Annotated in this window: 11 protein-coding genes; all 11 read right to left on the bottom strand. The window is 37.8% G+C overall.

Annotation, left to right across the window (positions count from 1 at the left end):
* On the bottom strand, positions 1-437 hold a 437-nt coding region (locus Q0505_RS15915), incomplete at its 3' end, for a UbiA family prenyltransferase (RefSeq protein WP_299214948.1).
* 115 nt (positions 438-552) lie between these two features.
* Positions 553-2,262 carry a hypothetical protein gene (locus Q0505_RS15910; RefSeq protein WP_299214945.1) on the bottom strand — a complete coding sequence of 570 codons (1,710 nt, stop codon included), beginning with the start codon at positions 2,260-2,262 and terminating at the stop codon, positions 553-555.
* A gap of 259 nt (positions 2,263-2,521) precedes the next feature.
* A complete protein-coding gene (locus Q0505_RS15905) occupies positions 2,522-3,043 on the bottom strand; it encodes a hypothetical protein (RefSeq protein ID WP_299214942.1) in 522 nt (173 codons plus the stop codon).
* A 108-nt stretch (positions 3,044-3,151) separates the two neighbouring features.
* On the bottom strand, positions 3,152-3,514 hold the full coding sequence (locus tag Q0505_RS15900; protein ID WP_299214939.1) for a four helix bundle protein: 363 nt from the start codon (positions 3,512-3,514) through the stop codon (positions 3,152-3,154).
* 57 nt (positions 3,515-3,571) lie between these two features.
* Positions 3,572-4,810 (bottom strand): DUF6638 family protein, encoded by a 1,239-nt coding sequence (locus tag Q0505_RS15895; RefSeq protein ID WP_299214936.1) that lies wholly within the window; start codon positions 4,808-4,810, stop codon positions 3,572-3,574.
* Between the two features lie 375 nt (positions 4,811-5,185).
* Positions 5,186-7,147: an AAA family ATPase gene (locus Q0505_RS15890; protein ID WP_299214933.1), complete on the bottom strand. Its 1,962-nt coding sequence runs from the start codon at positions 7,145-7,147 to the stop codon at positions 5,186-5,188.
* Between the two features lie 3 nt (positions 7,148-7,150).
* Positions 7,151-8,203 carry a hypothetical protein gene (locus Q0505_RS15885; RefSeq protein WP_299214930.1) on the bottom strand — a complete coding sequence of 351 codons (1,053 nt, stop codon included), beginning with the start codon at positions 8,201-8,203 and terminating at the stop codon, positions 7,151-7,153.
* A 15-nt stretch (positions 8,204-8,218) separates the two neighbouring features.
* Positions 8,219-8,767, bottom strand: a complete 549-nt coding sequence (locus tag Q0505_RS15880; protein ID WP_299214927.1) for a PH domain-containing protein — start codon at positions 8,765-8,767, stop codon at positions 8,219-8,221.
* A gap of 609 nt (positions 8,768-9,376) precedes the next feature.
* The gene (locus Q0505_RS15875) at positions 9,377-10,726 is read right to left on the bottom strand and encodes a microtubule-binding protein (RefSeq protein ID WP_299214924.1); all 1,350 of its coding nucleotides are present in this window, start codon (positions 10,724-10,726) and stop codon (positions 9,377-9,379) included.
* Between the two features lie 330 nt (positions 10,727-11,056).
* Positions 11,057-11,584, bottom strand: a complete 528-nt coding sequence (locus Q0505_RS15870; RefSeq protein ID WP_299214921.1) for an HAD family hydrolase — start codon at positions 11,582-11,584, stop codon at positions 11,057-11,059.
* Positions 11,568-12,329: a DUF2520 domain-containing protein gene (locus Q0505_RS15865; protein WP_299214919.1), complete on the bottom strand. Its 762-nt coding sequence runs from the start codon at positions 12,327-12,329 to the stop codon at positions 11,568-11,570. The genes Q0505_RS15870 and Q0505_RS15865 overlap by 17 nt, the downstream gene beginning before the upstream one ends.
* Positions 12,330-12,499: the final 170 nt, after the last annotated feature.

Genomic DNA, 12,499 nt, shown 5'->3' with positions numbered 1-12,499 from the left:
ACTGTTAAGCTTACGAGTACATTCCCAACAAATGCGACCTTTCTAAGGAATCTAGAGTATACATATAACGCAAATCCAGTACCTGCAAAAATGAGAAAGTACAGAGGTTCTCTTAAAACAGCGGATAAAGTAAATCCAAAGCCAACACCTACAAATGTAAATAGATAATAGAGGAATTTAGCTCGTTTCTCGTCAACAGAAACCCCTACAGTTCTGCGTTTGGGTTTGTTGATTTTATCAGCAGTGCTATCTATGATATCATTAATAATATACCCTCCTGCAGCAATACATACCGTAGCGATCACTAGAAAAAGAAAGCCTAATTTGCTTAATGTGAGTTCAATATCAAAAGGTCTAAAAAAGCCTTCCATAATGATACATTGCATAACAATGATCATTATCAAATTAGGAAATCGGATAAGACGTAAATACTTCACTTAGGTTTGGTCTGTGCGGTGTGTAGAACAAAGTAAAGTAAATTAACCAGAGTATGAAAAAAAGTTGTGAGTTTTTAACGTCTACTTTATAGATGTTTCTCACTCAAGGAGCAAGTTAACGCATAGAATCTTGTGCAACTTTTTTCACTTCAATACCTATAGAATCTATTTTCGTTTCTGTCGTTTCTTTAACGGTATTTTGAGTTGCTTCTATAATATTTGTCAGATCTCTCATTCCTTCGACATCTGTTTCATTTTTAGTTGGATACATCTCTTCATCTGTCAATCCTTCTGAGGTTTTCCAAGTTTCGCCTAATTGCTTTAAAATAGTTTCTTCCCATTGCGAAGGATGTTTGGCATCTACCCAAACCACATCCCGATATTCTACGTCAATTAGCGCAAGATCTGGTGTTGCAGCACCATCAAATTTTTTGCTGTCATCTCGTTTGGCAGCAATGGTACTGATCACAAACATACGCTTACGACCTCCTATATGTTTAACAAAGGGTCTAAATTCGACGGGTTTATTCACAGACCAATCATATTCTTTACGAGACTCAACTACCTTTAATGGCATCGCTGATACCCCTGCAAGCCCTTCTTTTTTAGCCGCATGGTTGTAATAATACAACTTGTCGGTTCCGTCACCAGGAATTAACACGCTAAAAGATAAACTCGTACGCTCTTCTCCTATAGGCTCTAAACCAAACCAATGATACAAACCACTATATGCTTGGGTCTCAATACCACTCCAATTAAAATCAGTGACAAAAGGTTGCTGATTCTCATCGTCTTTAAGATCAGGAATTTTTACAGCCGTTTCCATATTCCATGGTAACGGATCTGTGAATCCGCCTAAAAACTGAAGTGATTTCGCTTGTAAACGAGATACTTTTTCACTCAGTGTATTTTGCCTAGTCAAAAACGGATAATTTTGTGTTTCAGAAGGCGAGATGTACGTTCCTTTACCGATGGTAATTCGCTCTAAATAATCAGCTGCCGTATGCTCTCCCGCTTCGATAATCATCACGCCGCCATACGATGGATACGGGAAGAAGAAGCCTTTCCATTTAATGAGGTTGACAACCTGTACCCATTTGCCTTCATCATTTTTCATATAATACACCTGGCTAGGTTCTAACGTAAATAACTGAAAGAAATTAAAACGTTGTACCACTGCATTATAAGTATTTCTACTAAAGGCTAGTGATTCTCCAATAGAAAACGTTACAGGCACTCTGTTTTTATCAGCAAAACGTGGGAAGGGAGAAGTACTCTCTACCGTAAAAAGCTCTTCCGTATTATCATTCATACGCTGGAACATATATTCCTTAGCTGGCTGTACAGCCATCGTCCACTGATTCACGGTGTCGATACGTACCAATTGTGGAGGCGATACTTCCTGTGTCTCTCCAATGGACTCATACGCCATCGTCACAATATTATTGTACGGTTGAATCCGTTCGTTTTGCGTAAGTGGCAATTCGTGAATCTCCACGAGATTCAAGTTGTTGTACACATTATACGTTTGCATATACTGATACAATCCTGTTCTCCAACCCGCAAACCATAAGACGCCAAAAAAAGCAATAATCCCTACCAGATATAAAAGGCGTTTTCCTGTATGTGCGCTTGCGCGAAACTTTCTAAGCATAAACCACAAGAACAACAGACTGATGAGAATAATAAAGATGTATTTACGTACAAATAATAAAGCCGGCTGATAGTCGTCTCGTAAGAAGAATAACAGCAATACCAATACGATCGCACTGATAATTAAAATACGTTTTTGTTTGCCGCCTTTTTGCCAATAGGTTTTTATCATGGGTTTTGTTTTATGCCCGCGTAGGCGGATAATTCATTTCATATCCGCGAAGGCGGATGTCTCATGTTTCTTCTTGTCACTCTTTATTCTATTCCCGCTTTTTAAGAGAAAAGAATATAGAGCATAGAAAATAGATTTTTTGTTGTTTACGCCTTCGCGAAAGCGCACTTAACTTTATTTATTGTTTATCTAGCTTAATCAATCACCTCACATTTTTACTTCAACAATCAAAAATCAACAATCATTCATCACTCAATCATCATTTAATCATCCCTTTATCCTTCAACCGATCTCTAGCACTTTTTTTAGGCACTTCTTCAGTAGGAGTTTCTTTGGTTTCTGGAGTCGGTTGCTCTTTGGGTTCAAAACGGTCTTTTACATCTTCGGTAAAATCTTCGACCATTTCTTTTCCTTTGTCAAATACTTTTTCAAAGTTTTCTTTTTTTGTACTATTTCGTGCAAACAAAAACGCCGAAGCGATATACGTACCAATCAATGTGCCTACAATCGCCGAAACAAAATATTGCACAAACGCCTGAATAGGTGTTGCATATTGCAAAATAATAGCCGCTACAATAAACAGTAAACTGATATATACGAGACGCATTAAAAACGGTTGCAGGTGTATAAATCCTTTGCGATTATCAGGTTTCATTTGCAACTCGTCATTATATACAAGCTTATTGATAAAACGATAGATCGCATTGCTTTTGGATTCTCTCCAGTACAATGCAATTCCAAAAAGGATGGAAAGAATAAAGATGATGATTTCTAGCGTCATGGCTGGTTGGTGTCTTTTAGTTATATGTAGTAATTATAGGCTTTTTGTTACTCTTTTGTTTTAAGAATAGAGAACATAGAGAAGAGAAAAGAGATCAAAAAAACGAGCTTATAATTTAAGACTATTTTGAAAACTCATGGTCATTCGTTGCCACTCAGCTATTTTTTCTTCTAATTCTTCTATATGTTCTTGTTTAATGTACTTCTTATGTTTCGCGATTAATAATTGAGTTCCTAATTCAAAAGAGGAACCTAGAGCAATGTCAATAAAATGATTAAATGATTTATCTGTTCTTGATGATCCTTCGGAGATATTGCTAGGAATAGAAATAGAACATCTGCTCATTTGAGAGGTTAAATCATACCTTTCATGTTTTGGAAAATTTTCTATATGATCAGCTATTTCCTTAGCTATTTCTAACCCTACTTTCCAAATTTTTAGATTCTTATAATTATGTCTTAGCCTACTCATATTTACTCTCTATTCTCTATTCTCTTTGTTCTCTTTTCTCTTTTCTCTTTTCTAACATCACTCATTCTCCTCCAATATCCCCTTTATCACCCAATCCTGATACGTCTCTGGCCACGTTTGGTAGGCTTTATAAAAAGTGGCTTTATCGTACCAATACAAATGTAACGGATCAATAGGTTGAATTTTAATCAAGAGCTTCCAGATCAAATCCGCTTGCTCTTCTTCTAGAGAAGAATGCGGCTGATGCAATGCTTTATAATATATGGTGTCTATATAATCTTCTTGTTTGATCTCTTTATTAATAATGCTTTTCTGGACAAAAAGCTCCACACCATTCAGTTGTTTTTGAGTTTCTAGATCTAGTCCAGTAAGATACTTTTTAAACAAGAAATGACTGTCTAAAATCTCTACAAAAGAGTGCTCAACATTTTGTGAAGCATTCATAAAGCGATGTTTCTTGATTCGATCAAAGCGTTTTGATTTAGATGCCTTTTTAAGATCGTTTTCAATCACAAAATCTTTAGCTAATTGTGTTATAAGCTCGTCATGGTCTTTGTGAAATAGCGCTACCTCGTGTCCCGTATCTGAAATCGCTTTGTCAAAAACCGCTTTGTCTTCAAAGATCATAATATCAGTCATAAAATCTTTTAAGACAAACACACCTCCAAAAGCTCGGGTGTAAAACGAACTCACTTTAAGCGGCAACGGATCTATATGTAGTTTTCGATGGCGTAAATCTCCGTAGGTTTTTGCACTTGTGATCAGTTGTTTGTGAATCTCCCGATTGATGAAATTATTCCCTTCCTGAAATGCTGCGATCAATTCATTTTGCTCCGCTTGCTTTTCATCTAATTGATCTAAGATTTGAAAAGTGACCGTAATCGTATCATAGCGCAACAAATCAAACGGCTCATAAAACGCGTCAATCTTCTGATCTATGTGCACACAAATCGCTGAGTCTTTGGTAATATCTCGTATCACCCGACTATTAGCTGCAAAGACCGCCTCCATCAAGTCCCTGTCAAAACTATGACTTGGTATGTGTACGGGTTTATACCGTTGTTCTGGCGAAATAATAATCGCATTTGTATTTGCTTCTCCAATGTTGAGGTAATAGTTTTCTTCTTTTTCGACAGCTATCTCAGGACTCCAACCCATGGCATCGATTGCAAAACTGGTAAGCGAAGTAGGGGAAACGCCTAACATAGCAAGGCAGTCGTTATAGCGTTGTGCTAACGACCCAGAGATAGGCACTAATTCGCCTCCAAATAATCCTGCTTCTTTTAGTTTTTTCATGCTTGTGCCCGTGATTCTTTTCATGCCCACGAAGGTGGGCATCTCATGGTTTTGATTTCTAATTTCTCTTAGTACGCTTTCGCGAAAGCGTACTCATTCTAATTTATATATTAAAAACGCACTCTACGTTAACACACCCTTTAATCCCCTCTTTCTAGAGGGGAAACTCAGATCTTCATTTCATATCCGCCCTTCGGCTATCGCTCAGGATAAACTTCGGCGGGTATCTCATTATTCAAAATAGAGTGTTACTCTAATTTAGAGTATTACTCTATTTTAAGTCTATGTTCTATGCTCTATATTCTTTTTTCTTTCAAGAACATTCATCATCATACCCCGTCTTCGAAAGGCTCAGACTGACAAAAGAATAAATCATCATTCTCCACTCTCAAAAATGCGTCTTGCTTCTAGCTGTACATTCATATCATGTACCCGTCCTTCGACTTTACGTTTAAAATCCGTGTCGGCGATGGTGGCGACATTATCTAAATAGCGCACCACTTCTTGACGACGAATATCTGAGAAGTTCAGGCCTTTCATGTTTTGTTTCATCAGGTCTTGTAGCATCACCAATTTACTATCGTAATCCTTTTTGAAATAGGCAGTTGGATCGTCAAACCATTGTTGTGGCAAATCAAAATCGGTGAGACGTAATGAAATCGCGCTTTGGATATTACGAATATCTCTCGAAGAGAAAAACGGGAATGCTTTCTGAATCTCTTTATACAACTCGGCAAAAAATAGATGCTCGGTTTGTGTGTGTTTAGAAGCTACTCGCTCATAAATCTCTAGAACTTTGGCTTCGGTTGGTTTTTCACTTTGGTTCAGGATTTCTCCTAAATTCTTGGCAAGCCCTTGTTCGCTTAAAAAATCATATTTCTCAGGATTGCTCATATTTACAAAGTCAGGCATTGACTTTTCTAGCTTGTTCCACCAAATGTAATCTTGATCTATAAAATCAGGAATTGTACGGGCACCATCTATTTTAAAACGCCCTTGTACACGTGAGATCACCGCTTTATCTAGCATTTCTGGAAGATTTGTAAATAACCCGATGGAGCTGTTCCCATAATTAATCGCATAAGCACCTTCTGTATATCTCAAAAATACGCCAATCACTTCTTTCACACCCGCCGAAACGCCTTGTGCGGTTCGCTCTTGTAAATTATTCTCTGCATCATCAATAGGCGCAAAGATTAATTTGGAAGGATCTTGCATCGGTTTCATCCACTGCACCATTTTTTCTGCTGATCCTCCTTGGAAGGTAGAAATCAATGTGTCTGGCATCGGGTGAAATAAAAACGGAATATCCAGATGATCACAATGCTCTTTGAGTCGTGTGGCAATGGCTGCAATCAACATCGATTTTCCTGTTCCTGGAATTCCGTAGCCCATAAAAACAGGCATAAAACCACCGAGTTCTTGAAACGGATTTTTCTTGGCTTCAAAGTCATAACTCAACATACGCTCCGTCAAACGACGTGCGAAATGCTTGGCATCTCGGTTTCCAACAATTTCTTCAAATTGTATTTTATTAAATTCTACACTAACGGCAGTGCCTTCAAATACGTTTTCCCATCCAGAAACGGCAAATTCACTTTTTTCTAATTTGTAGGTTCTGTCGGTAATGGTATCGGTATATTCTAAGGAGCCTAAGCGTTGTTGAATCTCACTAATAATGGCTTCAAAAAAGACCACCGTAAAATCCAAGACATCGGCATCGGATTTTATGATATCGGGATGGCTTAGGTATTTATCATAGTAGAAAAGTAGGCAGGAAATCCCTTTCAGCGGACTCATAAACGAGACTTCAGGAATGCCTGCAAATTTGTTTTTCATCACACTCAAATCATCTGAAGCGGCTTCTTTAATGTCAAATAAGATTCTGTAGGCAGTACCAAATAACATAAAAGCGGTAGCAGTATGCATTTTTGATTCGAACTCTCGTCTTCCATTATTATCTAATGTCGATTTACGCTCGTTGAGTGTAGACAATCCCGACGCATCGGAGTAGCTGTCTTTTAGCCAAATTCCTGTTGTAATCCCTTCTTGCAGCGCATATAGCGCCTGATTCAAATGCAACGGAATCGCCACAGAGTCGGGGAGGAGTCGTTTTTTTAAGGCTAAGATTGTTTTAGAAACCGAAGTGACATCAGTTCCTCCTGTACCATTTGCCTTGGATAAGTACAACAAGATTGATTCATCCTTCTGGTTCTTATCACGGCGTTGTGCTTTGCTTCCTTGTTCCCATTGTACGCCTTTCAGGTAGGAAGTAGCTTCGTCACGTAGGGTAGCGAGTTCGGTTAATTTTATAGGAAATGTGGTATTGTGCTCCATAGATTATAATTTAAGTGTTGCAATTTCGATAGGATCTCTTGTGAGTCCGTAGACTTTATTAGGGATGTTGTCGTAGAGTAATTGCATCACTCGGTGTGATGTAAAAAGGTAATTTTCGGGTCTTTTGTTTTCCCAAACTTGCAGATATTGTTTGCTAAAAATACCGCCTTCGGTAATACTATTTTTAGATGCTGTTTCATCAATTGCCACAGATACGGCATACGCAGAGAGGTCTAAGTTCTTATCAATAATCGACTGTAGGATGGCGTGAGTAACATGTAATTCGTCTTTGGCAAATACACTGTGAATGGGACCTAAGTCTATTTTCTTTATTCTTTTTGGTAATAGGTTCACTAGTTTTTTATCAATGGCATACGCCATACTGTCTAAGGTAATACTGCGATCTGCGGTGGCTTCTAAGACTTCATAAATGTCTTGAATATACTCCTCCATTTTTACTTTAATAAGATCAAAATACATAAAGCAAATAAAGGGTCTGTTGTGTCCTATGTCATAAAATGCCCAACTCACCATATACTCCGTATCTGCCGAAGGTGCTGTTTTAATAATTTTTCCTTGTACAAATCGTTTAAACAAAAACTGACTATCGACCGAGGTATAATACACAATGGAAGAAGCTTGATGTAGCTTCTTATCCGAAATCGGTTCTTTGTATTTTAAAAGCGTTTCCAGAAACTCCTTTTTTAAGTCCTCTACCGCTGGAAGCTTTTGGATATACTCGTTTTTAAGCTCCATATCGTTGACGAGATATCGAAACTCCGAATAGTTAGGCAGCCCAGATTCGGTCAAATCGACCTTCATTTTTTCTTCATCGTCAAACAAGTATTTGACCCGAAAGGCTTCTAGTGTATAGATCAATAAATCACAGTACTGTTTGATATATGTCGTTTCAGAAGGGGTACATATTTGTTCTTCTTTTAACGCGATGACCAGTTCTGAAAATGCGTGTTTTACAATTTTAAAATACACCTCGTATTGCTCTTTGGTTTCCAAAGCAGCGCTGTCTAGGGGTGTGATGATTTCGTTGATGGGCATATGTGACGATGAGTATTATCCTTTTTGATTTTGTATTTCAATAATTTGATTATACACTTTCCGTACATCAAAAATTGAATCAAGTTGTGTGTTAGATTTCATACCTGGCCACCAACTCATTCCATTTCCCCAAATCATCATAGGGTTTTTCGGTCCAACAGAGATCGTTCCTGACCCGTCATTTTTTTCATTATATTCAATATCTGATAAATTTTTAATACTGAGTGATTTTAAACTTTTAGAAAAAACACCAGATTTTATAATAATTCTATCTTCTGTCACTCCATAAAATGTATTTTCTCGTTGTTTAGCATCAATAATAAATCTACCAAAAACAAATATAAGTCCTATAATTACAAACGGAATTCCAAATAAAGCGAATAAGCCTGCTTGAGAAGCCATAATCATCCAGAATATAGCAAATCCACACCATAAGACACTGAAAGGAATTAAAAATATATCCGCAGTTCTAAATAGAATTCCTTTTTTAGGTTGTCCTGTCCATAACAATCTTTCATTACTATCTAAGTGTTGTCTTAATTCTGATTGTATATTTCTTCTCATGTGTTAAAAATATTAATACTTCTCATGCCTTTATAGTGTTACTATTGTTTAGCGTGATGATTTCGTTGATGGGCATTTAGGGAGTTAAACGTTATTGGTTATTTGGTTATTTGGTGAAAAGTTAAGTTCTTGAGTATTCGCTTTCGCGAAAGCGTATTCATCCTGAAACAAAGTAGGAAAGACTCTAAAAACACACCCCTCAATCCCCCTACTTCGACAAGGTCAGCACACCTTCTTTCTAGAGGGAGGTTTTGGTTTGGGGTGTTTTATTGTCTTAAAAATAAACTGAATATGATGTGTGATCTCTCCTGTTGTCGAGATGACTAAGGACTTCAACTTCACTTATTTTAAGTCTATTTTCTATGTTCTCTTCTCTTTTTGAAATCTTCAATCGGTGATTTCGATACACTTCGACAGGCTCAGTGCAACGCGATTTTCGCGAAAAGCGAAAATCACTCAATCTCCTTACTTCAATATTCATCATTCGATATTCAAAACACTTCGACAAGCTCAGTATGACATTTGACAAGGAATCGAGATGACTAAAGTTTCAAGAAGACCTATTTCAAGTTTATTTTCTATGTTCTATATTCTCTTCTCTTTTTAAGGTTACCCCAAAAGATCATCGGCTGCAGCGGGAGGCGCATCTTTTTTCTCAGGAGCTGGGTCGCCAGGTGCTGGGGCATTGCCGTCTGTAGCATAATACTCTTCAAAGATTTCTTTCATGTCAATGCCGTAACGGTTGGCAAAATCTTTTTGAATATTGGCATCCTTCTCACGGATTTCTTGAAGAGACTCCGCATAACTACTATAAACACCTTGCATTACTTTTTCGTGCACAGGAATGTTGTCCATCATCTCCTGGCGTGCTTTGGCACTTGCGGTATGCATAGACGCAAGCGTTTGACCAATATGCTCATCGGTTTTTACTCCTAAATGTTCTAAGATGGCAGCAAATTCTTGATCGGTACGTGCTTTTAAAGCAACGACATAGCCATCATAATATTTTAAACGCTCATCGGTATCACTCTTAAGTTTGGCTCTGTGTGTTTGTAGATTACTACGTAACGAAGTCAATACTTTGATCGTTAAGTTATGCTTGTGCACAAAACTATCTTTACTCGCTGCGAGTGTCGTGTAGGCATTTTTGAGACCTTCGAGTTCCTCTACTTTTTGCTCAAGCGTGGTAATTTTTGAAATCGCCTCAGAATAATCTGTAGATTGTTTGTCGGTCACTTCTTCAAGCGCTTGACGTGCTTGTTTTAAAAGGGCATATTGCTCTTCTAATTTATCTTCGGTCTCTTTTTTCTTTTCAAGGGCTTTGTTGTGATTTTTACTTGCTTCTACAATCGCCACTTGAAGTTTGTCTTCTACTTCCTTGATTTCGACTTCACGGTTTTTAAGACGCGTAACGGCTGCTTGTGATTTATAAGAAAGTTCATTGAGTAATGTTTGCACATCTGCCGACTCAATACGCTCTTGAAACATTTGTTTGGCTTTCATGTCGGCACCTTCGCGTGTTTTTTGTCTTGCGGCAAGCTCTTGTATTTTCTTTTGGATTTTAGCTTTACGCCCCCAAAGGTTATTCCACCAGCTGTCTTTTACGTTTTGAGCATCTTCCAATTCGATTTTTGCACGCTCTAAGGCTTTTTGTGCATCGTCTATGACTTTTTGCTCTTGGGCATTCAGCGTAGAAAATTTTTCAAAAATAATCCCGACTTCGTCTTGATAGTCAGTGAGGTCTTTGATGGCGTCCAGTAAAGATGTTCTATCTTTTTCTGCCATGCCTACCACATCATCAAGGGTGGCGTTTAGGATTTTTTGGCGCATTTCGGGATCTTGTTCCTGAGCAAGCTTAGATTTCATAGTATCTACAGCTTTGCCCCAGTTGACATCTACTTTTTCGCTTTTTTGTTGAGACGCGTCATTGGTTTCTAATAAATCAAAATCATCAGACATAGGGATGGCTAGTTTTTAATGTTGGACGTAATAATCGATATACTTTAAATTGAAGGTTCAATTTCGGTAAAAAAATCCGAATTCGAGAATTCCTTTTCAAAAGGTTTATTTTATTAGTAGTAAAAGTTGTAAAATGTTACAGAGGAGGAGTAGCAGTAGTTAGTAGCCGTATTTCAGGATGATAAAATAGCGGTTGATGTATCGATTTGATGTTTAGGGATTTGTGGTTTATTATGCTTTCGCGAAAGCCCTCTCTGCCCTTTGGGCATCTCTCCCAAAGGGAGAGAAATTAGTTTATCGATTTTTTATTAAAGGACTCAAGACTCACGACTAATGTGCTCCTGCATCAAACTCCCGCATCCATTTGCCTTGTACTTTTAGGACTTGCTCAATCACATCGCGTACACATCCTTTACCGCCATTTTTATGAGAGACGTATTTGGAGATTTCTTTGATTTCTTTAACCGCATCTTGCGGGCAGGTGGGAAGTCCGACCATATTCATGACTGGATAGTCAGGAAGGTCATCGCCCATATACAAGATATTTTCTGTCTGGATGTTATTCTCTTTAATGTAGGTCGAGAGTTGTGTCACTTTTTGATGAGCGCCTAAAAACACGTTTTTAATCCCTAATGCTTGTAAACGATGGCGTACGCCTTCGTCGGTGCCACCAGAAATAATACACACGTTAAAGCCTTCATTCAATGCTGTTTTTAAAGCGTATCCATCTTTTACATTCATCTCGCGATGCATCTGTCCGTCGGTGGTAATTTTTAAAGTGCCATCGGTAAGGACGCCGTCTACGTCAAAAATAAAAGTGGTAATTTGATGAAGGTATTCTTTATAACTTTTTTCCATAATGTGCGATAATAGAGGCGGTAAGTGTTTTATATATTGATTTGTGATCTTCTTCTTGAAGCATTTCTAAATGATCTTTGATAACTTCGATATCGTTGCGTTTGGCAGGTCCTGTTTGGACATCACTAGGGGAGTGATCTATTGCTTTTTGTGCTGTTTTTTTTAGTAATGCATATAATAATTCAAACGGAATCGCTTCTTTTTTACACAGTTCTTGTGCAATGGTATAACAATGATTGGTAAAATTATTGACAAATACAGCTGCGAGGTGTGCTTGTTTCCGTTGATGACTATCTATCGTATGTATTTTGATGCTTAGCAGTGTTGCCAAGTCTTGTAATAATTGCAAATCTTCTGCATTTGAAGCTTCAATACAGATAGGAATTTGGGTAAAATCGACGTGATCGTTTTTAGAAAAGCTTTGTAACGGATAGAAAACCCCTTTACGATGTTGCGGAATCACATCCATCGCCATACTACCAGAGGTATGTACGACTAAGGTATCTTGATAAGGTAATTGAGAAGCTACGTCTTTAATTGCCTTATCAGATACGGCAATGATGGTAATGGTTGCTGGACGAAGTTCTTTGATCGTAACAAGCTGTTGCGTAAGAGACCCAAAATCAGTGAGTCTGTCTTTAGAACGTCCAGCAATTTGCTTTAGTTTACATCCAGAGGCTTTTGCAAAATGATTTGCCAAGTGCCAAGCTATGTTTCCGGTTCCGATAAGATTGATCGTTATCATTGGGGTAAAAATAACGCTTTTTATGGTCTTTTGTAGGCGTATCATTTTGATGTCCCTATCCTACTTAAAAAAAAAGTTCAGAGAGCTACTTTTAGGATACTGTCATCTTGAATAGTGTGCTATTTCTTAACGAATATTAACAGTGCTGGTTATACGTTTATGTGGCTTCT

The sequence above is a fragment of the uncultured Dokdonia sp. genome, from assembly GCF_937910895.1.
In the GTDB taxonomy this organism is placed as follows: domain Bacteria; phylum Bacteroidota; class Bacteroidia; order Flavobacteriales; family Flavobacteriaceae; genus Dokdonia.
Note: the sequence above shows the minus strand (reverse complement) of the source record. Positions and strands in the feature narration are given on the sequence as shown.

Coding starts and splice junctions, on each gene's coding strand:
- Q0505_RS15910 (WP_299214945.1), bottom strand. CDS start 2,262: ATGATAAAAACCTATTGGCAAAAAGGCGGCAAACAAAAACGTATTTTA.
- Q0505_RS15905 (WP_299214942.1), bottom strand. CDS start 3,043: ATGACGCTAGAAATCATCATCTTTATTCTTTCCATCCTTTTTGGAATT.
- Q0505_RS15900 (WP_299214939.1), bottom strand. CDS start 3,514: ATGAGTAGGCTAAGACATAATTATAAGAATCTAAAAATTTGGAAAGTA.
- Q0505_RS15895 (WP_299214936.1), bottom strand. CDS start 4,810: ATGAAAAAACTAAAAGAAGCAGGATTATTTGGAGGCGAATTAGTGCCT.
- Q0505_RS15890 (WP_299214933.1), bottom strand. CDS start 7,147: ATGGAGCACAATACCACATTTCCTATAAAATTAACCGAACTCGCTACC.
- Q0505_RS15885 (WP_299214930.1), bottom strand. CDS start 8,203: ATGCCCATCAACGAAATCATCACACCCCTAGACAGCGCTGCTTTGGAA.
- Q0505_RS15880 (WP_299214927.1), bottom strand. CDS start 8,767: ATGAGAAGAAATATACAATCAGAATTAAGACAACACTTAGATAGTAAT.
- Q0505_RS15875 (WP_299214924.1), bottom strand. CDS start 10,726: ATGTCTGATGATTTTGATTTATTAGAAACCAATGACGCGTCTCAACAA.
- Q0505_RS15870 (WP_299214921.1), bottom strand. CDS start 11,584: ATGGAAAAAAGTTATAAAGAATACCTTCATCAAATTACCACTTTTATT.
- Q0505_RS15865 (WP_299214919.1), bottom strand. CDS start 12,329: ATGATAACGATCAATCTTATCGGAACCGGAAACATAGCTTGGCACTTG.